The 23,522-nt window shown below is 63.2% G+C and carries 19 protein-coding genes; 7 read left to right on the forward strand and 12 right to left on the reverse strand.

The window, feature by feature from the left end; translation table 11 throughout:
* The first annotated feature begins 39 nt into the window (after nt 1-39).
* The 3 genes from NKJ55_RS26110 to NKJ55_RS26120 all read left to right on the forward strand — a co-directional run bounded on the left by NKJ55_RS26110 (nt 40) and on the right by NKJ55_RS26120 (nt 3,151).
* Nucleotides 40-888 carry a MurR/RpiR family transcriptional regulator gene (locus NKJ55_RS26110; RefSeq protein WP_352452401.1) on the forward strand — a complete coding sequence of 283 codons (849 nt, stop codon included), beginning with the start codon at nt 40-42 and terminating at the stop codon, nt 886-888.
* Between the two features lie 211 nt (nt 889-1,099).
* Nucleotides 1,100-2,209, forward strand: coding sequence for a carbohydrate kinase (locus NKJ55_RS26115; protein ID WP_352452402.1), 1,110 nt, complete (start codon nt 1,100-1,102; stop codon nt 2,207-2,209).
* 12 nt (nt 2,210-2,221) lie between these two features.
* Nucleotides 2,222-3,151, forward strand: a complete 930-nt coding sequence (locus NKJ55_RS26120; protein WP_023676041.1) for a pseudouridine-5'-phosphate glycosidase — start codon at nt 2,222-2,224, stop codon at nt 3,149-3,151.
* A 35-nt stretch (nt 3,152-3,186) separates the two neighbouring features.
* Here NKJ55_RS26120 and NKJ55_RS26125 read toward each other — a convergent pair whose 3' ends face one another.
* The 12 genes from NKJ55_RS26125 to NKJ55_RS26180 all read right to left on the reverse strand — a co-directional run bounded on the left by NKJ55_RS26125 (nt 3,187) and on the right by NKJ55_RS26180 (nt 18,886).
* A complete protein-coding gene (locus NKJ55_RS26125; RefSeq protein WP_502901457.1) occupies nt 3,187-4,587 on the reverse strand; it encodes an FAD-binding oxidoreductase in 1,401 nt (466 codons plus the stop codon).
* Nucleotides 4,588-4,770: 183 nt separating this feature from the next.
* A complete protein-coding gene (locus NKJ55_RS26130; protein WP_352452403.1) occupies nt 4,771-6,024 on the reverse strand; it encodes a VWA domain-containing protein in 1,254 nt (417 codons plus the stop codon).
* Nucleotides 6,017-8,275, reverse strand: a complete 2,259-nt coding sequence (locus NKJ55_RS26135; RefSeq protein ID WP_352452404.1) for a DUF5682 family protein — start codon at nt 8,273-8,275, stop codon at nt 6,017-6,019. The genes NKJ55_RS26130 and NKJ55_RS26135 overlap by 8 nt, the downstream gene beginning before the upstream one ends.
* 4 nt (nt 8,276-8,279) lie before the next feature.
* The gene (locus NKJ55_RS26140) at nt 8,280-9,359 is read right to left on the reverse strand and encodes an ATP-binding protein (RefSeq protein WP_023676037.1); all 1,080 of its coding nucleotides are present in this window, start codon (nt 9,357-9,359) and stop codon (nt 8,280-8,282) included.
* 20 nt (nt 9,360-9,379) lie between these two features.
* The gene (locus tag NKJ55_RS26145; protein ID WP_352452405.1) at nt 9,380-10,813 is read right to left on the reverse strand and encodes a DUF5691 domain-containing protein; all 1,434 of its coding nucleotides are present in this window, start codon (nt 10,811-10,813) and stop codon (nt 9,380-9,382) included.
* Nucleotides 10,810-12,210: an SWIM zinc finger family protein gene (locus NKJ55_RS26150; protein WP_352452406.1), complete on the reverse strand. Its 1,401-nt coding sequence runs from the start codon at nt 12,208-12,210 to the stop codon at nt 10,810-10,812. The genes NKJ55_RS26145 and NKJ55_RS26150 overlap by 4 nt, the downstream gene beginning before the upstream one ends.
* Before the next feature lie 192 nt (nt 12,211-12,402).
* Nucleotides 12,403-13,683: an amylo-alpha-1,6-glucosidase gene (locus NKJ55_RS26155; protein ID WP_352452407.1), complete on the reverse strand. Its 1,281-nt coding sequence runs from the start codon at nt 13,681-13,683 to the stop codon at nt 12,403-12,405.
* Nucleotides 13,684-13,715: 32 nt separating this feature from the next.
* Complete coding sequence (locus NKJ55_RS26160) at nt 13,716-14,756, reverse strand: ABC transporter ATP-binding protein (RefSeq protein ID WP_352452408.1); 1,041 nt, start codon at nt 14,754-14,756, stop codon at nt 13,716-13,718.
* Between the two features lie 21 nt (nt 14,757-14,777).
* Nucleotides 14,778-15,620, reverse strand: coding sequence for a carbohydrate ABC transporter permease (locus tag NKJ55_RS26165; RefSeq protein WP_352452409.1), 843 nt, complete (start codon nt 15,618-15,620; stop codon nt 14,778-14,780).
* Nucleotides 15,617-16,462 carry a carbohydrate ABC transporter permease gene (locus NKJ55_RS26170; protein ID WP_352452410.1) on the reverse strand — a complete coding sequence of 282 codons (846 nt, stop codon included), beginning with the start codon at nt 16,460-16,462 and terminating at the stop codon, nt 15,617-15,619. The genes NKJ55_RS26165 and NKJ55_RS26170 overlap by 4 nt, the downstream gene beginning before the upstream one ends.
* A gap of 75 nt (nt 16,463-16,537) precedes the next feature.
* Nucleotides 16,538-17,806, reverse strand: a complete 1,269-nt coding sequence (locus NKJ55_RS26175; protein ID WP_352452411.1) for an ABC transporter substrate-binding protein — start codon at nt 17,804-17,806, stop codon at nt 16,538-16,540.
* Between the two features lie 36 nt (nt 17,807-17,842).
* Complete coding sequence (locus NKJ55_RS26180) at nt 17,843-18,886, reverse strand: LacI family DNA-binding transcriptional regulator (RefSeq protein WP_352452412.1); 1,044 nt, start codon at nt 18,884-18,886, stop codon at nt 17,843-17,845.
* A gap of 226 nt (nt 18,887-19,112) precedes the next feature.
* On the opposite strand from NKJ55_RS26180, the gene NKJ55_RS26185 reads away from it, so the two are divergent.
* From NKJ55_RS26185 to NKJ55_RS26200, 4 genes are all read left to right on the forward strand, one after another.
* Nucleotides 19,113-20,087: a sugar-binding transcriptional regulator gene (locus tag NKJ55_RS26185; protein WP_023676028.1), complete on the forward strand. Its 975-nt coding sequence runs from the start codon at nt 19,113-19,115 to the stop codon at nt 20,085-20,087.
* Between the two features lie 44 nt (nt 20,088-20,131).
* A complete protein-coding gene (locus NKJ55_RS26190; RefSeq protein ID WP_352452413.1) occupies nt 20,132-21,577 on the forward strand; it encodes an ABC transporter substrate-binding protein in 1,446 nt (481 codons plus the stop codon).
* Between the two features lie 152 nt (nt 21,578-21,729).
* On the forward strand, nt 21,730-22,653 hold the full coding sequence (locus NKJ55_RS26195; protein ID WP_352452414.1) for a carbohydrate ABC transporter permease: 924 nt from the start codon (nt 21,730-21,732) through the stop codon (nt 22,651-22,653).
* 9 nt (nt 22,654-22,662) lie between these two features.
* Nucleotides 22,663-23,520, forward strand: a complete 858-nt coding sequence (locus NKJ55_RS26200) for a carbohydrate ABC transporter permease (protein ID WP_023676025.1) — start codon at nt 22,663-22,665, stop codon at nt 23,518-23,520.
* The last annotated feature ends 2 nt before the right edge of the window (nt 23,521-23,522 follow it).

Below are 23,522 nucleotides of genomic sequence, written 5' to 3' on the forward strand. Positions count from 1 at the left end.
TTGGCTTGGCATTGTCGATGACAGGCAATGGAGGAACGCATGTCCGTCCTGAAGAAGATCGAGGCCAAGCTCGAAGTCATGGCGCCCGGCGACCGCGAGATCGGTCGGTATATCGTCGATAATCCCGACCAGATGCTCCGCCTGTCGACGGCGGCGCTTGCCGCCGAGATCGGCCGCAGCCAGTCGAGCGTCGTCAAGTTCAGCCAGAAGCTCGGCTATTCCAGCTATCAGGAGCTTAAGCTCGCCGTCAGTGAGGCCAAGTCGCAGGAATGGCACGTGCCGGCCGGCATGATCCACGGTTCGATCGAGGTCGACGACAGCTATCTGGTCATCATGCGCAAGCTGATCGGCAGCAAGCTCTTGTCGATGCAACAGACCGTCGCGGCCAACACCGAGCAGGAAATCGGCAAGGCCCTCGAAGCGTTGAACGCTGCGCGCCGCATTCATTTGGCCGGCGTCGGCGCATCCTCGCTGGTGGCGCGCGATTTCTCATACAAGCTGATGAAGCTCGGCCGCAACGTGCTGCACGACAGCGACAGCCATGTGCAAATGGCCAATGTCTCGACGCTTGGACGAGGTGACGTGGTGTTCGCGCTCTCCTATTCCGGGGCGAGCATCGAAACCCTGCGGATAGCTGAACTTGCCCGCAAACGTGGCACCACCGTGATCGCCGTCACCGGACTTCGCGACAATCCGCTGAGCCGGGTTGCCGACATTCGCCTCCACACGATCGCCGATGAAGAGCGCGCGCGCTCGTCATCGATAACTGCGCGTGATGCACAACTGACGCTGACCGACCTGCTGTTCATCCTGCTAGTGCAGAAGCAGCCTGACGCCAACGAATACGTCCACAACAGCGAATTGGCCGTCTCGGTGCTGAAGGCTTAGTGGTGTTCGCAGTCTCGCGTTAAGGCTCCCTGTTCTCGGAGAAATGCCCGCGCCGTAGGGCCTTCAGCGCGAGCGCGTCCGATAGGTCGACACAAGTGACCTGACCAAATGTGGGCACCCGACCGGAAATGCCCAGGTCCAAACAACTGTTGACAATAGCATCTGTTGTCATATCAACATTCAGTCTCGAATTTGACGGCCGGGTGAGACAATGGACGACCTTGGAGCACAGGAACAAGCGGTTCTCGACCTCATTGCGGCGAACCCATTCGCCGGCCAGCAGGACATAGCAACGGTGCTCGGCATCGCCCGCTCGACGGTCGCGGCCCACATCGTGCAACTCGTCAACAAGGGATATATTCTCGGCCGTGGTTACGTCTTGCCGACGTCCAAGCGCATGGTCTGCGTCGGCGGCGCGGTGCTCGACCGCAAATACCACGCCAAGAAGGATCTGATTTTCGAGACGTCGAACCCGGTCGACGGCTATCGCAGCTTCGGCGGGGTTGCCCGCAACGTCGCCGAAAACCTTGCCCGCCTCGGCGTCGACATAAGCTTCGTCTCGATCGTCGGCGACGATGAAACCGGCCGCTCACTGGTGCGGTATCTGCGCGACCTCGGCGTCGATGTCAGCCAGGTCATCACCACCACGGAACGGCCGACGGCGGAATACGCGGCCATCCTCGACCGCAACAACGACCTCGTGCTCGGCATTGCCGACATGGAGATCTTCGATCTGTTTTCGTCGTCCTATCTCGACCGCTTCTGGCCGCATCTGGCTTCGGCGACATGGGTGTTCATCGACTGCAATCTGCCGGCCGCGACCCTCGCGGCACTGATGTCGCGCAAGCAGGGTGCGCGCTTCAAGCTCGCAGTCGACACGGTATCGGCGCCGAAATCAGCGCGCCTGCCGAAGGACCTGACCGGCATCGATCTTCTGTTCACCAATCATGACGAGGCCAATACGATGCTCGGCATGACGGACGCCGACAGGCGGCTGACGCCGGAGGAAGCAGCGGCAGCGCTGCGCGCGGGCGGCGCCGGCGAGGTGATCGTGACCGTGGGCGCGCATGGATTTGCCGTTGCGACCGAGAGCGGTGTGACGACCATGCACTCCGTCCCGGCGCAGCCCGTCGATATCACCGGCGCCGGTGACGCGATGATCGCCGGCACACTGTACAAGGTGCTTTCGGGTGAGCCGGTCGCTCATGCCGTGCGCACCGGCGCGCTGCTTGCCACACTGACCACCGAGAGCGAATCCAGCGTCCATCCCGATCTGTCGCCGCGCTTCCTTGCCGCCGGCACGTACCGCATTCCTGCCTGAAAGCGAGATGATATGAAACCTTTCCTTGTCCACCTGAACGATGAAGTCGCTGCTGCGCTTGATGAAGGCCGCGCGGTGGTGGCATTGGAATCAACGATTATCACCCACGGCATGCCATATCCGGCCAATCTGGAAACTGCCCGTGGTGTCGAGACCGTAGTGCGTGAAAACGGCGCCGTGCCCGCCACGATCGCAGTGGTCGCCGGCAAGATCAAGGTTGGCCTCGACGACCGTGAACTGGAAGAGCTGGCAGCGGCAAAGGGCGTGGTCAAGGCTTCCGGGCGCGATCTCGCCGCCATCATGGTGCGCGGCGGCTCGGCCGGAACCACCGTCTCGGCGACGATGCGGATCGCCGCTTTAGCCGGGATCGGCATTTTTGCGACCGGCGGCGTGGGCGGCGTGCATCGCGGCGCCGAAGCCACTTTCGATATCTCCGCCGACCTGACCGAACTCGGCCAAACCGGCACGACCGTCGTCTGCGCCGGAGTTAAGTCGATCCTCGATATTGCGAAGACGCTGGAATATCTGGAAACTCAGCGCGTGCCGGTGATCGCCTATGGGAGCGATGATTTTCCGGCTTTCTACACCCGCTCCAGCGGGCTCAAGGCCGATCATCGCCTCGACACGCCCGACGAGATCGCGCGAGCCATGCTGCTGCATGACGAGATGGAATCCGGCACCGGCATTCTCGTCGCCAACCCTATCCCCGAAGCGGACGCGCTCGATCCGGCGTTCATCGACGGCACGATCGCAGCGGCCGTGGCTGAGGCCGAGAAGCGCGGCATCGGGCGCAAAGAACTAACGCCGTTTCTGCTCGCACGCATCAATGAGCTTTCGCAAGGCCGCAGCCTGAAGGCCAACATCGCGCTGGTCCGCAACAACGCCGCGCTTGCTGCCCGCATTGCAGTGGCGCATGCGGAATTGAAGAGCGCGACCAGATAGAGACAGCATCCGGCCAGCGCTACCGGCCTTCGATTTCAGCCCGGCGCCAGGTCGAAGATGCGCCCGGCATTGAGGATGTTGTTCGGGTCGAAGGCTGCTTTCAGGCGGCGCATGGCCGCGATCTCGGCGTCGCTGCGCACAAGGTGCAGCCATTCCTTCTTGTCGAGGCCGATGCCATGTTCGGCCGAAACGCCACCGCCGGCGGTGGCAACACCGCGGTACACGATGCCGTATGCGGCCGCCGGATTCGCGGTGCGGACCTGATAATGCAGATTGCCATCGCCGAGATGGCCGAAGACGTAGATGTCGGCGCTAGGGTCGACGGCCCTGATGGCGGCTTCTGTTTCGCCCAGGAAAGTCGCCATTCTCGCCAGCGGGATGCTGATATCGACACCGATCAGGCCTGCCATCGAAAACAGGAAACGGTTGGCCTCCTCCCGCACCGCCCAGAGCGCCCGGAATTCGCGCGGCGATTGCGAGACGACCACGTCGTCGATCACGCCATCTTCAACCGCCTGCATCAGCACCGCGGCAAAACGTTCGCCGTCGCGGTCGGGCTCGCTGCCCTGTATCTCGGCAAGCACATAGACGGGCGAGCCGGCGGGCAGCGGCGCCGGCGCCTCCATGCCGGCGATCATGGCGCCATAGAGCGGTGCGAAATTCACCTCATAGGCCGATAGCAAGGGCCCGAGCTTCCGCCTGAGCAGCGCAAGCAACGTGATCGCCGCGTCCAGCGAAGCAAGCGCGCAGAAGGCATTGATCTCGGTGGCCGGCTTCGGATGCAGCCGCAGGCATGCGCGCGTGACCACGCCGAGCGTGCCTTCGCTGCCGATGAACAATTGGCTGAGGTCGTAGCCGGCGTTGTCCTTCGCCAAACCCTTGAGCGAGGTCAGGATACTGCCGTCGGCAAGCACCGCTTCCAGGCCAAGCACTTGAGCCCGGTACATACCGTAGCGCAGTACGCGGATGCCGCCGGCATTGGTGGCGACATTGCCACCGACGGTGGCCGTGCCGCGCGCTCCGATGTCGACGCCGAACAGCAGGCCGGCCGCATCGGCGGCTTCCTGCACCGCTTGCAGCGGCGCGCCGGCCTCGGCGATGATGGTCGCCGCCTCGCGGTCGAGAGCTTCAACGGAAGTCATGCGCTCCAGCGACAGCACAGCTTCGCCGGGTTGGATGCGAGCGCCGCCGGCAAGCCCGGTCCGGCCCCCCTGGACCACAAGCCTCTGCCCCGCCTCATTGCACAGGCGCAGTATGTCCGACACCTCGCCGGCAGTGCGCGGTCGCAGCACGACCTCCGGCCGCGCACCGGTTTTGCCGTCGGGGTCTTCCCTGTAACGCGGCCCGGCCTCATCTGCCGAGACGATCGCGGACCGATCCAGCCGACCCTCAAGTCGCGACAGAAGCTCGGCGGTTCGCGAGGAGAGGGCGCTCACGGATGCTATTGGCGCGCAGATATCGATGCAACGCACGCGAAGACCGGCGAGGATTGCAGGAGCGGCTTGACGCGAATTTCGCTGGAAAGAAAACATGCGGAAAACCCGCCAAAAATGCAGTCGGTTGCTGTCGCCATGCACCGCTCCTGTAACAGGTCGACCATAGGCGCGGACCGCGTTTTGTCAAACTGTGGCAGTTGGTGGGTGGCTCGACACCTGCGCTTCGGCGCGGACCAGCTTGATATCGGCGGTCGCCGCCCATGCTCCGATATCCGCACGGCGCAAGGCCGCAGCCATCATGTCCGGAAACAGATCCGGCGTGCAGGCGAAGACGGGAATACCAAGGGCTGCTACCGAGCCTGCCATTGTGGGATCGTAGCCGGGCCGGCCTTGATCGGTCAGCGCCAGAAGCACGACGACATTTACGCCGGATCGAACCAGCGCTGCCAGTCGCCGCAGCAAGTCCTGGCCATTACCGCCTTCATAGAGATCGGTGATCAGCACCAGATGCGACTTGGTGGGCCGTTCGATACGGTCGGCGCAATAGGCGACCGCCTGATTGATGTCGGTGCCGCCGCCAAGCTGCACGCCGAACAGCACCTCGACGGGATCGCTGAGCTCTTCGGTCAGGTCGACGATCGCCGTATCGAAGCAGACAAGCTTCGTGCGCACAACCGGCAGCGAGGCCATCACCGCCGCGAAGATCGAGGCGTAGACCACCGAGCTTGCCATCGAGCCGGACTGGTCGACGCAGAGAACGACCTCATCCAGATCGACAAGCCGGCGCTGCTTGCGCATGAAGCCGACCAGTTTCTCCGGCACGATGGTCCTATGCTCGGGTTGATAGTGGCGAAGGTTCGCCGAAATGGTGCGCTGCCAGTCGATATCGCGTGCACGCGGGCGGTTGGTGCGTCTCGATCGATCGAGAGCGCCGCGTATCGCCTCGGCGGTCTTCTGCTCCAGCTTCTGCATCAGCTTGCCGACGATATCGGCAATGATCGTCCGGGCAATGTCCTTGGTCTTGGCCGGCATGACCGAGCGCAGCGAAATCAGGTCGGCGACGAGATTGACGTCCGCCTCGATCGCCTTGAGGAATTCCGGTTCCATCAGCATCTGCTTCAGGTCCAGCCGTTCGAAGGCGTCCTTCTGGACGATCTGGACGACCTGCGCCGGAAAGAAGGAGCGGATGTCGCTCATCCATTGTGCAACGCGCGGCGCCGACCGGCCAAGGCCGCCACGCCGCTTGCGTGGGTCGGCAGAAGCGGCGCTAACGCCGTCGCCGTAGAGAGCGTCGAGTGCCGCCGAAAGCCGTTTATCGTCGCTGGAAAGTGCCCCAGACGTTTCGTCATCGGCGCCGATCGCCAGTCGCCAGCGGCGCTCCCTTCCGCCATCGGCAGTGAGCGGGCCGGGTTCGTTCATTTCGGCCTCGTCATCCATTGCCGGTTTCTCCGTTGAGCAACGGTCCAAGCAGCCCCAGGTGCCGGCGCCATGCCTCGCCGCCATCCGGCGTCGGCGTCACGCCAGCCGGCAAGCGCGCCGCGCGGCCGAGGATCGCTTCGATCAGCCGGCGGCGTTCCATGCTGTCCAGATTGGAAAAGACACGGCGCAGCAGCGGTAGATGCGCAATGAAAGCATCTTCGTCCAGGGATCTGAGCCACCCATCGACCGCACCGCGCAGACCCTCGTCATAAATCAGCCGTTGACCGCCTGTGCTGAAGAAGCCTTCGAAGAACCCGGCCGCGTCAGTGACAGGCGTCCCCGGTGACAGGCGTCGCCCGAGCAGCCCGGCAGCGGCTTCGGCGGACAGGCGACCAGCTTCATACAGCAGGTGTGCGGCGCACCCGGCCAGCAGCGCCGTCGACCGTGACGCCTCCAGTACGGCCGCCAGCCCGTTGCGCCATCCGTCCAGCACGTCTTGGCCGGGTTCGACCAGCCTGATCGCCTCATCGGCCTTGCGCATCGCACCAACCAGTGTCGCGGCGGCCTGCTCATCCAGATCGCGCGCAGCGTAGGGAAGCGCGATCGCACCTTCGACGATCAGCCGCTCCATAAGGCCGGACAGCCGGTCCGTTTGCGTTTTGCGGGCCTCGCCGTAGCGGACAATGTCGGCGAGCGGCGGCACCGACGCCAGGATCTCCAGGCATTCGCTGCTGCGCGCCGCGCGTGCCTCCAACGCCGCGAGGCCGGCAGTCGATGCTTCCGACAGGCCAGCAGTGATGGCGCTCTGGACCAGTGCCGCAAGCGTATCGAGCGTCGCCGCCGTTTCGATCATCTGGATCAGGCGGCCATTGGCAGCCTTTTCGATGGTCGGCCCGTAGATCAGGTTCTCGACCAGACGAACGGCATATTCCGGTTCCCACGCTAGGGTCCACCGCTCGCGGAAGGTGCCACGGCTGCGACCGGCATCGGTCAGTCTGCCCCAATGCACACCAAGCACGTGCAGCCGATGCAGCAATGTCGAGCGAAACAGCCCGCTCTCGCTTCGCAGGTCGACCGACAGTTCCCGCTCCAGCGCCTCGGATTTTAGGCGCGCCGCCTTTTGGCTACGCTGCAGATCCTCGATCAGCGGCGCCAGCGGTGTGTCGGGCGGAATTTCGCCGACGTCCGAACCCAGAAGCAGCTCGGCCTCAACCAACCTCCACAGCAACGCTTCGCCGTTGAAGAGGGCGGCGATCGCGGCGTCGCGCAATTCCTCAAATCCGGGTTTCGGTCGTTCGCGAATCGCGGCAAGCGTCCGGGCGAGCCGCTCCGCTTCGATCAACGAAGCGGTCGAGATCAGGTGACCCTTCGCCCGCAGCACGGCGGCGATCGTCGCAAGCCACAGGGTCGCCGCATCGCGCCGGCCGCGCGTGCGCCAGAGATGCTTGCACCAGCCCGGTGCGACGACGCCTGCGCCATAGCCGTATCCCAGCGCCAGGCGCGGTCCCGTCCACGGTGCCCATGTCATTGTGCTCTTGCGCCGGGCAATTTCCTTGATCAGGACCTGATCGTTTTTCTGAGTGTGGGTGGCCTGCAGCGCCGGCACATGCCATGCCCCGCAGACGACGGCGATCGGTCCGTCGAACTGCTTACGCGCCTTGGCGATTTCGAGCCGCATATGCGCCTCGCGCTTGGCTTCGAACTGCGCGATCGGACCCTCACCATTCCGCAGTGTCGTCATCGCATCGGCGATGGCCGCAAATATGGGGCCGGGTTCCGGATTCTGTTCAATGATATCCGACCACCAGCTTTCGCCGTCCTCATAACCGGCGGCGTGTGCCAGCATGGCTATCGGATCACGCGGAAGCGGAGCCGCGTCACCATCCTCGGGGGCTTGGGTAGCTTCGGTCGCATCGGTTTCCTCCGCGCCACCGATCGCAGCAGTGGTGAACCGTGCCGATGACGGCAGGTCGATAAACTGCAACGTCGCCTTATTGCCCACAGCCCAAAGCGCCGCCTGGTATTCGGGCGAGAACTCGGCAAAAGGCCAGAAGCTTGTCGAAGCCGGATCGTCCTCCGGATAGCAAAGGAGCGCCACAGGCGGCTGCATTTCGGGGCGGGCCAGCATGGGCAGAAGCTCAGAGGCGTCGATCGGCCCCTCGATCAGCACGGCGACCGGGTTCAAATCCTGCAGTGCCTGCACCAGGCTGTCGGCGGAACCCGGCCCGTGATGGCGTATCCCGAAATAGGCAATGTCGCCGTGGCCCATGGCGTCAGATCGCTGCGTTCAGCGCCGCGTAATAGCCGGCATAGTCGGCCCGCTTCTTGAGCACTGTTTCCAGATATTCCTCCAGCACCACCTTGTCCTGCACCGGATCCTTCACGATCGCGCCGACAAGGCTGGCGGCGAGACCTTCGGCGCCGAGCTTGCCACTGTCGAACCACGCCGCCTGGCTGAGCCCGCCAACCATCGTGGCGATCGCTTCTGCGGTCGACAGCGAGCCGGAAGGCGTCTTCAGCGTCACCTTGCCGTCGGCAGTCGCGCCGGAGCGCAATTCGCGGAAGATGGTCAGCACACGGGCGATCTCCTCGCCGACATTTTTCGGCACCGGCAGGTCGAGTCCGCCAGCCATCTCGTCGACCCGTTTGGAGACGATCGCCACCTCTTCGGCCATGTCTTCCGGCAATGGCAGCACCACGACATTGAAGCGACGCTTGAGCGCCGAGGAGAGCTCGTTGACACCTTTGTCGCGGTTGTTTGCCGTGGCGATAATGTTGAAGCCGCGCTGGGCGTAGATCGAGGTGTTCAATTCCGGGATAGGCATCATCTTTTCGGAAAGCACGGTGATCAGCGTGTCCTGCACGTCTGAGCCCATGCGGGTCAGTTCCTCCAGCCGGCAGAGCTTGCCGTTCTGCATGGCTCGGTAGAGCGGCGTCGGCACCAACGCTTCCTGGCTCGGGCCCTTTGCCAGTAGCTGCGCATAGTTCCAGCCATAGCGGATCTGGTTCTCGTCGGTGCCGGCCGTGCACTGCACGATCAGCGTCGAGTCGCCCATAATGGCGGCGGCAAGATGTTCAGACACCCAGGACTTGGCGGTTCCGGGAACGCCGAGCAGCAAGAGTGCACGGTCCGTGGCGAGCGTCGCTACCGCGGTTTCCATCAACCGGCGGCGACCGACATATTTTGGCGTTACCAAGGTGCCGTCACCGGCCTTCCCGCCTAGCAAATAGGTCAGCACAGCCTGTGGCGACAGGCTCCAGCCGGCAGGCCTCTGCCGGTCGTCATCGCGCGCCAGCGCCTGCAATTCCGAAGCGTAGGCCTGCTCGACCGGGAGGCGGATGGCTGCGTTCATTTTGCTGTTCTCCGGATTGGTCATGTGTTGCTTCCAGGCCCCGCCAGTGATGCGTTGAGACGTAGAAGCCCGAGTGAAGGAGCCGCGGGCGGCACGCCCGCCGCGACCATGTCGTCGATCAATTTCGCTGCCGTGGTCGCGGTGGCAAGGAAGCCGATCGTCTCCAGTACATCGTCGAGACCCCGCCGCGCGGCGTCGTCTTTTCCGCCGGCGGCGGAACGCAGTGCGGCGAGCGCCTGTCCATTCGTCAGGTCGTCCCATTCCAGCCAGTCGACATCGATGCCTTCCGCCAGGTTGATCATGCCAAGATAAGTTGTCTCCTTGAGGATCAGCCTGATGAGGACACGCTTTCTGCGGTTGTCCAGGCGCGGCATGAGGTGAAGCACGAACAGCGCCGGTTTGCCGCCTTCGGCGATAAGCGTATCCGCCATCTGCGTAAGGGCGGCTTCGCTCCCTGAGGCGGCGACCATTCGTGCGATCAGGATGTCGGCTTTATTGTCGGCACCGAATTGCCAGCCTCCTATGAATTCGGCTTCCGTAGTGTTGAACCGTTCGGTAAGGTCGACGAGGTTGCATATCTCGAACAGTTCGGCGCGGCGTTGCTCCTGCGCTTGGGATTTTAGTTTTGCTGGAGTGTAGATCGTCCGGCGGCGGATGAAGCCGGATCTGCCTTCAGTGATAAAGGCGGCGAGTTCGGCTACGGGATCGTCCGGTCCACCGTCGCTCGGGCGAACGTGCTCTCCTAATCTTGCCAGCAGCCGGCCAGCCAGTTCGCGCACCTTGCCGGACCTGTCGGCGGAAAGGCTTTTCAGGAAAGGCACGTCCTCGGCACTCAGGCCGAAGCGCATAAGCTCGACCAGCACAAGCCTGACTTCCGCCGGTTCGCCCGAGGCCTTGGCTTCGATCAACATTCGAGCCGATGTCGGGTCGGTACGGCGCATATCGGCAAGGGCCAAGCGTCGCGCGGCGGGATAGAACTCATCCCAGTTTTCCGCAGTCAGTTTCTCTTGTGGGGCAAGCCTTTCCCCGTTCATGCTTGCTTGCCAGTCTATCCATGGTGCGTAGACGTCCGGGCTGTTCTGATCCGAGGGCATCCAGTCCATGGGATGGAGCACAAAGCCGCGGCTGGCGACGAGCGCCGCCACGCGTGCCTTTCGCCTCGCGTCGGCGGCGTGCTTCAGAGCGGCTCTCAACAACGGCCGAAATCGTGGCGGCAGAATGGGCAGGGCAAGTCTGGGCAGCAGCGGACGACGCTTGAGTGTCGTCGGCGCGGCCGGCCGCAGCGCGACGTCGAGCGCTTGTGCTGCGATTGCCAGGAGCCGGCGCTCCTGTTCGTCGGGACTTGCACCGCCGGCGATTGCTTTCCATCCGGCCGGAGCCAGATCGAATGTAGCACCGCCGGTGATCCAGCAATCGCGCATTGCCGCCAGGCCTGTTTGCTCGCTTTCGTTCACGCCAGATCAAGCCTCCCGAACTCACTTTGCGCCGCCAGAAGCTCAAGCCGCGCGCCGTTCCAGAGCGCTGCCGTGGCCGCAAGGCCGAGGCCGAGCAAGGTTTGATCTACCGCGCCGGCGATCGGCAATGCGATCCCCTGCGGTTCATCCTCCGCCTGCCACCATGCCGTGCCCCGATCGTCGAGCAGGATAGCGCCGGGCGGCAGCATGAGGGGACAATCAGCGATCCAGGGCGCGGCGTCCTGATGGGAAGCATGCGTGGCGAGCGGATCCTTCGCGGTGCCAAAAGCAAAATCGGGCCACGCGCCGGGCGCAACCTCCCCCATGCGCTCCACCACGAGGGCGCGGAGCGGCATGCGTGACGGATAAAACACCAGTCGGGCATTGAAACGGTCGCCTGGTGCAAAAGCGTTGGACCGGCGCCCGGCCGAAGCCGGGAAAAAGTCGAGCAGCACGGCAAATTGCGGGGTGGCGCTTTTCAAATCGAGCAGCCACGTCGAATGGCTGACCAGACCATCGCGGCGGCTCTCGATCTTCTCGCCGAGAACTTCCCAGAGGCTTTCAACCTGTCTTGCATCCGGACTGCTGAGAACCTGTTCGCGGGGTTCAGACGTTGATACGAGGCGCTTCAGCTCGGGGTCGTCGGGCTCCGACCGCCACGCCTTGGCCAGCAGCACGAGCTTGCCGAGTTCACGGATTGCGGCATCAGACCGTTCCTCGCTGCGCAGCGCCATCAGCCGCGACGGAATCTCGTCGATACGGCCGGCGAGCGCGGCTGCCTTCATATCGACTAGCCGCGCAGCAATCCGCCGGCAACGGTCGCTGCTGGCGTCGACAAACCCGGACAGACCGAGCCGTAACTGGTCGGCTATCCACTGATCAAGCTCATCGAGCCCAGCCGACACTGCTTCTCGTGTGCTTTCCGCCCGCTTGCGCTGCGCCGCCTCGCGACGCTCCAGCGCCGCGATGTCTTCAACGGCGGTGCTCTCGTCGGCTCGTGCGGCTTCGCCAATGCGCTTGGCTTCCGCGCCGGGTACTGGTTGCGCCGGCTGTGGCGTTGTCTTCCTGCGTCGGCCAAGCCAGTCATTCACCCATTCCGGCGTGGTATTGGCAGCGGCAAAACTGGCTGGCGCGGTGGCGGCAATCCACATCAAGGCCAGCGTGTGCTTGCATGGGAATTTGCGCGAGGGGCAGGTGCATTTGTAGCCGTGATCACCCGTGTCGACCACCACTCGATAAGGATTGGAGCCGGAGCCCTGGCATTCGCCCCAGATGAGCGCCTGCTGCTCATGCTTTTCGAGCCGCGGCCAGTTCGTTCGTTTGGTGAGGTTGGAGGCGGCGCTCAGCGACGCCTGATCGGGAGCAAGCGCCTCAATGGTTTTCAGATCGAATTCCAAGCCGCGCTTCTCCCCGCCCCGACGCAGTATAGATAGCGGTTTGTGAAGAATTATTATAGCTCTGGCATGGTGAAGATTGGCATGCCTTGGCCCTGTTTTGATGGACCAGGACGTGCCTCAGACGCAAATAGTATCGACTGTTATTCGGCGGACAGAACGGGCTTTGGTAGCCGGCGGCCTAGGCGGAAGCGTTCAGGCTCTGCCCTTCAGGAACTCGATCACCATTGCCGCGGTCCAGGTGAAGCGATTGCCGCCGAGCGGCTCGCCGTTGAGGGGATCGTAATATTCGGCAAAACCGCTCTCGGCGATCAGCTCGAGACTGGATTGCGTGATGCGCTGTGCGATTTGGCTGCGGCCGGCGACGGCAAGGCCGTCGGCGATCATGTAGTTGACCACCAGCCAGACCGGGCCGCGCCAGTAGCGCTTTGGGTCGAAGCGCCCATCCTCAGGATCGTGCGACGGGACGATGTAACGCGTTTTGCCGGCGATGCGCTCGATCGTTGCAGCGATGGTCGCTGCCCGGCTTTCCGGGATGGCCGAAAATACCGACAGAATGCCGCCGACCGACGCGCTGTCAACATGCTTTCCGGCCACTCGGTCGAAACAAATGTACTGGCCATGCGCGTCGCTCCACAGCCGTTCCATTGCCGAAAGCCCCTTTTCGGCACGGGCGCGATTGGCTTCTGCGATTTCGGTTTCGCCAAGTGCCTCGGCGAGATCGGCAAGGTCGGCGGCGGAACGGATCAGGATGGCGTTGAAGCCGGGATCGACGACCTGGAATGGCGAGGCATCGTGCAGCCGGGCATTATCCCAGCCAAGCCCGCGGAAATGCTGCAACAGCCAGACATAGCGGTCATACTGTGCCTTGGTTGGACGATGCGCCGGATCGGCGTGCAGGATGTCGCGGCGGGTGTAGGGCTCGACGCCTTCGGTCGGCACGCGCTCGAACGCCTCGTCCCAATCGATCGAGTTGTCGCGGCCGGACTCCCATGGGTGGATTATGGCGACCAGCCCTTCGCCGTCCGGGTCGCGATTTTCGTAGAACCAGCGGTGCCAGGCATCGATTTTCGGCAACAGCGCGCGGGCGCGCTCGGCCGCCAGGGTCTTGTCCTTGGCCTGGTCGAACAAGCGGCGCACGGCAAAACCGGCGACCGCCGGCTGGGTGATGCCGGAGGTGGCAGTCGGGCGGTTGGTTCGCCAGACCTCCGGCCCGGGGAAATAGCCGTCGCTCCAGACATGGAAGACGATGTGCGGCACCATGCCGTCTGGCCATTGGTGGGCGAACAGCGTGTCGATCTCGGTCCAGGCGCGCGCCTCGTCATAGTGGGCAAGGCCGAGCGCGGTCAGGCAGGAATCCCAGTTCCACTGAAACGGGTAGAGCCCCTTGGTCGGTATGGTATAGGTGCCTTGGTCATTTTCCCTGAGCACCTCGACGGCGCGGGCGATGGTTTCGTCGACAGCAAGAGATATCATCGGAGCGTTCGTACTTTCAGAATCGAAGGGGATCAAAGGGCGTTGGTGGTTTCGGGATCGAACCAGCGGACGCGATCGGGTTTGGGCGAAAGCCGCAAGTGATCGCCGACGGCGACCGTGGCATTCGATTCGAGGATGGCGCGGAACAGGCCGCCCTCGACGTCGCAGCTGACCAGCGTGTGCGGTCCGAGCGGCTCGACAACGCGCACGGTGGCGTTAATACCTTCGTTGCCGGCGTCCACATCCTCGGGGCGAATGGCGAATTCTATCGTCTGCTTGTCCGATTTGGGGCCGGGCAGCGTCAGCCCGGCGACGGTCCAACTGCCGTCGGCCGTCTTCGTCGCCGGGATGAAATTCATCGGCGGGTTGCCGATGAAGGAGCCGACGAAGCGGGCCGCCGGATTGCGGTAGACCTCTACCGGCGAGGCGGCCTGGACGATACGGCCCTGATGCATGACGGCGATGCGGTCGGCGAGGCTCATCGCCTCGACCTGGTCGTGGGTAACGTAGATGGTGGTGGTCTTGGACGCCGCGAGCACACCTTTGAGCTCGGCGCGCATTTCGAGCCGCAGCAGCGCGTCTAGGTTGGACAGCGGCTCGTCCATCAAGATCACGTCAGGCTCCATCGCCAGGGCCCGGGCCACAGCCACGCGTTGGCGCTGACCGCCGGAAAGCTGGCCCGAATAGCGCTTCAAAAGCTGTTCGATGTGCATGAGCTCGGCGGTGCGGTTGACGCGCCCGTCGACCTCCTGCTGCGGCAGCTTCTTCATGCGCAGGCCGAAGGCGATATTCTCGAATACCGTCAGGTGCGGAAACACGGCGTAATTCTGGAACACCATAGCGATGCCGCGTTCGCGCGGCGGCAGATGGTCGACGCGACGGCCGCCGATCCAGACCTCGCCCTGGCTTGGCGTTTCCAGCCCGGCGATGATCCTCAGCAGCGTGGTCTTGCCGCAACCCGAGGCGCCAAGCAGCACCATGAATTCCTGGTCGGCGATGGTCAGGTCGATCGAATGCAGCGCGGTGAAGCCGCCGAAGCGTTTTGCCACCTGCTTGATGACGATCTCAGCCATCGGCGTTCTCTTTTGTGCGCGTCATCGGTTGGCGATCCCCCACATGGCGAACAGATATTTGCGAACGGCGAAGATGAAGATCAGCGCCGGAATGACCAGTGCCGCGCCACCGGCAAATTTGAGGTAGAGCGGCGATTCGCCGAGGCTCTGCAACAGGAAGGCGGTCAGCGTCCGGTTCTCTATGGTGAGCACTGCGGCAGCAAACACCTCGTTCCAGGAGATGGTGAAGGCAAACACCGCCGACGCCGCGATGCCCGGCAGCGCCAGCGGCAGAATGACTTTTCGGAATGCCTGCAATCTCGTGCAGCCGAGCGTCCAGGCCGCCTCCTCCAGCTCGACGGGAATGCCGGAGAACAGCGAGAAGGTGATCAGCACCGCAAACGGCAGCGCCAGCGTGGTGTGGACCAGCGCCAGCCCGATCGCGGTGTCGTCGAGGCCGGTGCGGATGAACATCACCGCCAGCGGCAGCGCCAGCAGCGGCAGCGGGAAGGCGCGGGTCATCAGCACAACGAAACGGAACGTTTCCTTGCCCGGGAATTCGAAGCGCGACAGCGCGTAGCCCGCGGGTGCGCCGAAGCCGATCGAGAGGAGCATCGTCAGCGTGGCGACGAGAACGGAGTTCCACAGCGCCTTGGCGACGCCGGCGAATTTGATGAAGAAAGAAAGGCTGCCGAAATCGAATGACGGGAAGAAGCGCTTGGGAAAGGCGGTCACCTCTTCCGGCGACGACAGCGCGTTGACGATCAACAGATAGATCGGCAGCAGCACCCAGACGCAAAGCAGGATGACCGTTGCGACCAGCAACCAATTGCCGGCTTTGCGGGCCTCAGGTGCGGCGATCGAGAGCTCCGCGACAGTGCTCATATGCGAGTCTCCTTCGGCACACGCAGCACCCGCAGGAAGAACAGCGTGAAGCCGATCGAGATGGCGAGGATGAACAGCGCCATGGCGGCGGCGACATTGTGGTCCTGCAGCGTGAACTGCCAATTGTAGGTCTCGCCCATCAGCACCGGCAGATTGGTGCCGCCGAGTGCTGCAACCACGGCAAAGACCTCAAAGGCAAGGATGACGCGCAGAATGATCGCCGTCTGCAGGCTTGGGCGCAGCAGAGGCAGCGTGATCTTGATGAAGCGCTTCCACGGGCTAGCGCCAAAAACCTCCGCCGCCTCGTAGTATTCCCGGGGGATCAGCCCCATGCCGGCGACCAGAATGACCATCATGATGGCGGTCGCGCGCCAGATCTCGGCCAGCGCCACGGCGATGAAGATCGTCAGCTTGCTCTGGTAGCCGAGGAACATGACCGGCCTGTCGATGACGCCGAGATTGGAGAGCAAGGTGTTCAGGAAGCCGGACTGGTCGAAGATGGCGAGCCAGATCAGCCCGGCGGCGAGATCGGAGATGCCGAGCGGAATAGCGAAGATGTAAAGCGCAGCGCTGCGCCCGGTTTCAAGCCGCGACACCACCGTTGCCATCAGCAGCGCCATCACCAGTTGGATCGGCACGACGATGGCGCTCAGCAGCAGCGTATTGCGGACAGTGACCGGAAACTTCCAGCTGCCCGCCATGGTGCGGAAATTGTCGAGCGTAAAGCCGCCGTCGCGGGTGAACGCCTCGAAGGCGACCAACACGAACGGGTAGAGGAAAAAGACACAGAGGAACAGCGTCGCCGGCGTCAGCAGCAGATAGGGCAGGGCCTTGCTGTGCATGGAGCGCTCTCTATTCGAAGCTTCAAAAGGGGTGGGCGCCCGGCGCGCTGGAAATCCGGACGCCCGGGAGGATTCTTAATCGACCGGGCAGGCGCCTTGCGAGGGCTTGTCGGGCGCCCAGCATGGCGCCTTCGCCTGGTCGATGATCGCCTTCAGCGCCGTCGCCTGTTCGTCGAGCACGCCGTGGACATCCTCGCCGCCGAGCACGATGCGCTCGAAGCTGTCGGTGTAGATCTGATTGAACTTGCCGCCGACGCCGCCAAGTCCCATCGGCAGCAGCGCCGGCAACGCATCGGGAGCTCCGGTCATGGTGGCGATCACTGGGCTGAAGGCCTTCACCGAGGCCGGCATGTCGTCGGGCAGCTTGACGTCGACGATGGGGAAGAAGTTTGTCGCCTTCAGCGTCGCGATCTGGGTTTCCGGTTTCAGCATATAGGCGACCAGCGCCTTGGCCTTGTCCATGTCAGGCGAGGTCTTCGGGATAGCGACACCGGCCACCACCGGCATGTAGCCGCGGCCTGCCGGGCCAGCCGGCGCCGGGAAGGCGACAAACTCGTCGGGTTTCTGGTTGAAGGCGTCGGCGAGGCGCGCCACGTGATCGAATGCCACCCAGACTTCGCTGGTCAGCAGCGGCTCCTGCATGAAGGCATAGTTGGTCGAATTCGGGTTGGTGTATTGCCACAATTCCTTGAACTTATTCCACGCCGTCTCGGCCTCCGCCGAGCGGAACTTCGTCACCATCGAGCCGGTATACGATGGAAGGAGAAAACCCTCGAAGAAACGGTGCTTCAGCCCTTTCGGGCCGGCCGGAAAACCGAATTTGGGCGAGCCGGTCTTTTCAGCGATGTTTTTCGCCCACTCGATCAGTTGGTCATAAGTGATGGTGTTGAGATCGGTGCCGGCCGGCAGATATTGCAGCGCCTGTTTGTTGGCCGCCATCAGGAAGGTGGCCTGCATCCATGGCAGGTACTTCTGCTCGCCGGTGCCGAGCATGCCGAGCTTCTTGTAGGTCTCGTTGACCTTGACGCCACCGAGATCGACGCCGGAGAGATCGACAAGGTTCGCGCCGACGGTGGAGAAGTCTCCGTGCAGGCCGCCGAGCACGCCTATGGTGCCGGAGCCGGCCTGCAGTTCGGCCTGAAGGCGGGTGAGCCAGGGCCCGTCCTCGGCGACCTGATAGTCGACCTGGCCGTCAAACCCCTTCAGCACTTCGCTGCGCATCTTCTGTGTCTCTTCCACTGGTCGCGCCTGTGTCGACCAGAACAACACCTGCTGGGCTTGTGCTGCGCCGGCAGCAAGCGACAACGCCAGCACCGCACCTGCCAATGTCCTCAACGCATTCATCGTCGTCTTCCTCCCTGGTTGTGCGCCGCTAAGGCGTCAGTTCCGTCCTGTGGGTGCCGGGCCATGGCTTGCCCGCGAGACAAGTGTCGGCCGGACCAGCCGCGTCAGTGGCGCGTCCGGCCTGTCGCCGATGACGGTCAGCAGCATCTCGCCGATCTCGCGCGCGCACCGGCGGATCGAGGCGTCGAAAGTGGTCAGCCCCGGCGGCGCATAGGCGGAGGCGGCTATGTTGTCGAAGCCGATCACCGAAAGGTCGCGAGGAATGGCAAGTCCGGCGCGCCCCGCCTCTTCCATCACAGTCAGCGCCAGCTCGTCGAACAGCGCGACAATCGCCGTCGGCCGCTCGGTGGCGTGCAGAAGCCGGATGATTGCCTGGATGCGGGCACCGCGATCGAAACGCGGCGCCGTCGCCACATCGAGCCTGACGGACGGATCGCCCCGGCGGGCGATCGCGGCGGCGAGCCCGTCCTGTCTGAGATGGCGAAATGTCATCGGCTCGGAAATCGTCACCAGGCCGAAATGGCGGTGTCCGAGATCGTAGAGCATGTCGAAGGCCTCGCCGAATGCGTGCGCGCCATCGGTATCGAGCCAATGGTAGGCAAAGTCGCCGTCGAGCAGCCGGCCATGCGCGACGAACGGGAAATTGCGGTGACGCAGATAGGCAAGCCGCTCGTCGACCTCGGCGATGCGGGTGACGACGACGCCGTCGGCGCGCCCGGATTCGACGACATGGCGAAGCACGGAAAGTTCCGACTGGCCTTGCGCTGCTGCGGCCAGGATCAGGTCGGAGCCGTGCGAAACCAGCCCTTCGCCCAATCCGGTGACGAATTCGCCGAGGAAGGAATCGACCAGATTGGGACCGCGGATCGGCAGTACCATGCCGACGAAGCCGCTTCGGCCGGAGACCAGCGTGCGGGCTGCGGTGTTCGGCACGTAGCCGGCCTGGCGCGCGGCCTCGGTGACACGTTGGCGCGTTTTCAAGGCGATCTGCTCGTGGCCGGCAAGGGCGCGCGAAACGGTCGTGATCGACAGGCCGAGCTGCGCAGCAAGTTCCTTGAGGGTCGTAACGCGGGCCGGCATCGTTCCTCCCGAACGAAGTTTGAAACGTTTGTAATCACTTCAAGCGAAATTGCAAACGTTTTAAATGGCGCGCGGTCGGCGTTGTTTCTTGCCGTTGGTTAGCGCGGCTCTATTCGGCCCCGGCCGGCAAGCTCCTGGCCGGAGATTTAAACGCAGCGGTTGCTTGACTCGGGCGACGCCTTGTGAAAAATTTTGCAGCAATTGATAAAAATATCAAAGGGCGGAAATGGTTGGTTTTGGCAACGGCCTGCTGCGCGACGATGAGACCGGCATGGCAGCCCGTGCCGCCTGGCTTCACTATGCCGGCGGCCTGACCCAGTCGGAGGTCGCCAAACGGCTTGGCCTGACCAGTCTCAAGGCGCATCGCCTGATCACCAAGGCCAATCAGGAAGGCCTGGTCAAAGTCTACATCGACGGCGAAGTCTCAGAATGCGTGGAGCTTGAGGATGAGTTGTCCGGCCGGTACGGCCTCGACTACTGCGAGGTTGTTCCGGACTTCGATGCCGAAGACCTGCCGCTCAAGGCGCTCGGCATTGCTGGCGCGCAGTTTCTCAAGCGCGAGATCGAACGCGGCGAAGAGGCGCTGATCGGCGTCGGCCACGGCCGCACGCTTGCCGCCTGCGTGGAATATCTGCCGCGCATATCGGCCGGCAGGATCCGTTTCGTCTCGCTGCTTGGCGGCCTGACGCGCAAGTTCTCGGCCAATCCGCATGACGTCATCCACCGCGTCGCCGAGCGGACTGGTGCGGAGGCCTATGTGATGCCCGTACCGATGTTCGCCAACACGGTCGAGGATCGAACAGTGTTGCTCGGGCAGAAAGGCGTCAGCGATGTCTTCGACCTCGCCAAGTCCGCCGACTTGCTCATCGCCGGCATCGGCACCGCCGAACGTGAGGCCTCGCTTGTTGCCACCGGTATGATCGAGAAGGGCGAGATGGAGGAGATCCGCCGCAACGGCGGTGTCGGCGAACTGCTCGGCCATTTCTTCGACGATGCCGGAAAGGCGGTTGCGACGACGCTTTCCGACCGGGCGCTGGCACTGGCGCGCGAAGACATCAGCAACCGCAGGATTGTCGCCGTCGCCGGCGGCAAGGTGAAGGTTCGCGCCATCAAGTCAGTGCTGGAGGGCCGGTATCTCAAAGGCTTGATAACCGACGAGCGGACGGCGCGATCGCTCGTGGAACAGACGCCGGTCGGGTAGCCGGCAACCATTTCGTTGAAACTACCCTGTGGAGGAGAAGAGAAATGCATGAGAAAGAGAAAGACCTCATCGACGCATTCCTGCGTGGACAAGTCGACCGCCGTGGGCTGATCAAGGGCCTCGGTGCAATGGGCCTTGCCGCCAGCACCGCCGGCACACTGCTCAATTTCGGGCAGACCCGCGCCCTGGCGGCTGATTTCGACTGGCAGGCGCATAAGGGCAAAACCATCAAGCTGTTGCTCAACAAGCATCCTTACGCCGATGCGATGATCGCCAACCTCGACAATTTCAAGAAGCTGACCGGCATGGAAGTCGTCTATGACGTGTTCCCCGAAGACGTCTATTTCGACAAGGTTACCGCCGCGCTGTCGGCCAGCTCGCCCGAATACGATGCCTTCATGACCGGCGCCTACATGACCTGGACCTACGGTCCGGCCGGCTGGATCACCGACCTCAACGAATGGATCAAGGATCCGGCCAAGACCAACCCGAAATATGCCTGGGACGACTTCCTGCCCGGCGTCAGAAAGTCCTGCGCCTGGAACGGCCAGCCGGGCGGAGTGCTCGGTTCGGAAGACGCCAAGCAGTGGTGCATTCCGTGGGGCTTCGAGCAGAACAACATCACCTACAACAAGGGCATGTTCGACAAGGTCGGCGTCAGCGTTCCCGGCAATATGGATGAGATGGTCGCTACGGCGGCGAAGCTCACCAAGGACGTCGGCGGTGGCGTCTACGGCATCGGCGTGCGCGGCTCGCGCTCCTGGGCAACGATCCACCCGGGCTTCCTGTCGGCCTACGCCAATTTCGACCAGAAGGACCTGAACGTCTCGGCTGACGGCAAGCTGTCGGCCGCGATGAACACCGCCGAATCCAAGGCTTTCCACAAGCAGTGGGTCCAGATGATCCAGGAGAGCGGCCCGAAGGACTGGTCGACCTACACCTGGTACCAGGTCGGCACCGATCTCGGTGCAGGTGCTTCGGCGATGATTTACGACGCCGACATCCTTGGCTACTTCATGAATGGCGGCGACAACAAGATGGCCGGCAAGCTCGCCTTTTCGGCATTCAAGGCCAATCCTGCCGCCAAGGCGCCGACGCCCAATATCTGGATCTGGTCGCTGTCGATGTCCAACTTCTCCAAGGACAAGGACGCCACCTGGTACTTCATGCAATGGGCATCCGGACCCGAGCATGCATTGTTCGGTGCGACCAAGATGGACTTCGTCAATCCGGTTCGTCAGTCGGTCTGGAACGACGAGATGTTCCGCGAGAAGCTGAACAAGAGCTATCCGGGTTATGTCGAGATGTTCGACGTCTCGGCGCCGGGCGCCAGCATCAAGTTCACCCCGCAGCCGCTGTTCTTCGATCTCACCACCGAATGGGCGGCGACGCTGCAGAAGATGGTGGCCAAGGAAGTGCCGGTCGACGAGGGCCTCGACAAGCTGGCCGAGAGCATCAACAGCCAGCTCAAGGAAGCCGGGCTCGGCTAAGCCGCGGCCAAGGCTGACCCGTCCGCGGGCCAGCCTTTGAGATGTGATACGTTTGCGACGCGGTCCCGAAAGGTGCCGCCTGCTCGCCCGACCGGCCGCCTTGCTCCCTTGGGCGGCCGGGACGGCGAAGCAACAGGATGACGGAGCAGCCGATGACTGCGGCGACAATACAAAGAAACAGGCCGTCGGGCTTCAGGATCAGCAAGCGGGTGCTGCCCTATCTCCTCAGCCTGCCGGCTCTGCTGGTCTGCATCGGCATCCTGATCCCGTTCCTGACGTCGGTGGTCTATTCGTTCCAGCGCTACCGGTTGAGCCAACCCTGGGCGCGGCAGTTCAACTGGGGCGACAACTATATCTCCTTCTTCACCGACCCGAAGTTCTGGAACACGCTGGAGATCTCGCTGCTCTACGCCGGCATCACCGTTGTGCTTGAACTGCTTCTCGGTCTCGGCATCGCCATGCTGCTGCAAAAGCGCTCGACGCTGAACAACTTCATCTCGATCATGCTGCTGATGCCGCTGATGACGGCGCCGGCGCTCGCCGCGTTGATGTGGAAGCTGATGACCAATCCCGGTTTCGGCGTGCTCAGCTATCTCGCCAGCCTGATCGGGTTGCAGGATTTCCGCTGGGCCTCGTCTCCGTCGACGGCGCTGCTCACCGTCGTGCTCGTCGACATTTGGGTCTACACGCCCTTCATCATGATCCTGCTGCTTGCAGGCCTGCGCAGCCTGCCGACGCAGCCCTTCGAGGCGGCAGCACTCGACGGCGTGCCACGCAGCTTCGTCTTCTTCCGCATCACACTGCCGATGCTGACCCCCTACATCCTGACGGCGACCCTGTTCCGCCTGCTTGATTCCATCCAGCAGTTCGACATCATCTACGCCATGACGCAGGGCGGTCCGGGCGACACGCTGACCGTGTTCCAGGTCGAGGCCTATCTCAATTTCTTCCAGTCGACCAATGTCGGCCGCTCGGCGGCACTGATGATCATCCTGTGGGCGATCACCTATTTCCTCTCGAACATTTTCATCAAGAACTGGCTGCGGCTGCGCGAACGCGCCCGCGGCCAGGCATAGGAGGCTGGCGTGGAACACACCTCGCTTCTCGAACGCATCCTGCGCGGCATTGCCCTGGCGCTGGTCGTGATCTTCTTCATGTTCCCGATCGTCTGGATCCTGATGATGTCGTTCCAGACCAACGAGACAATCCTGCGGATTCCGCCGCAGCTTGTCTTCGAGCCGACGCTCGCCAACTACACTGCCTTGATCACCGGCAAGCTGATGACGGCGGCCGGCACGCTCGACATCGCCTTCATGCGCAACCTCTGGAATTCCGTCTTCCTGTCGGTCACCTCGGTTGCCGTCGCGTTGCTGCTCGGCGTTCCGGCCGCCTACGCCTTTGCGCGGCACAAATTCCGCGGCTCGGAGGACATTGCCTTTACGCTGCTGTCGTTCCGGTTTGCGCCGGCGCTGCTGGTGCTCCTGCCGCTCACCCTCTATTTCCAGAAGCTCGGGCTGGCCAACACCTATATCGGGCTGATCTGGGTCTATCAGTTGATCTGCCTGCCGTTGATCCTGTGGATCGTGCGCGGCTATTTCGAGGACATTCCCGCCGACATCGAATACGCCTACCGCATTGCCGGACATTCCTGGTTTGCCACCTTCCGCAAGATCGCGCTGCCGCTCGCTGGCCCAGGCATTGCCGCTGCCGGTCTGCTCGCCTTCATCTTTGCCTGGAACAATTTCGTTTTTGCGCTGGTGCTCGCCTCGGCCGACAAGCAGCCGGTGACGGTCGGCGCGCTCGCCTTCATCACCTCCTCGGGCATCCAGTATGGCCAGATCTCGGCGGCGATCGTGCTGTCGATCACGCCAACGCTGGCGCTCGCGCTCTATGCGCAACGCTATCTCGTCGAAGGCCTGTCGCTTGGCGCGGTGAAAGGATAGTC

Origin of the sequence: Mesorhizobium sp. M0106, assembly GCF_040322715.1 — a bacterium.
Taxonomy (GTDB): domain Bacteria; phylum Pseudomonadota; class Alphaproteobacteria; order Rhizobiales; family Rhizobiaceae; genus Mesorhizobium.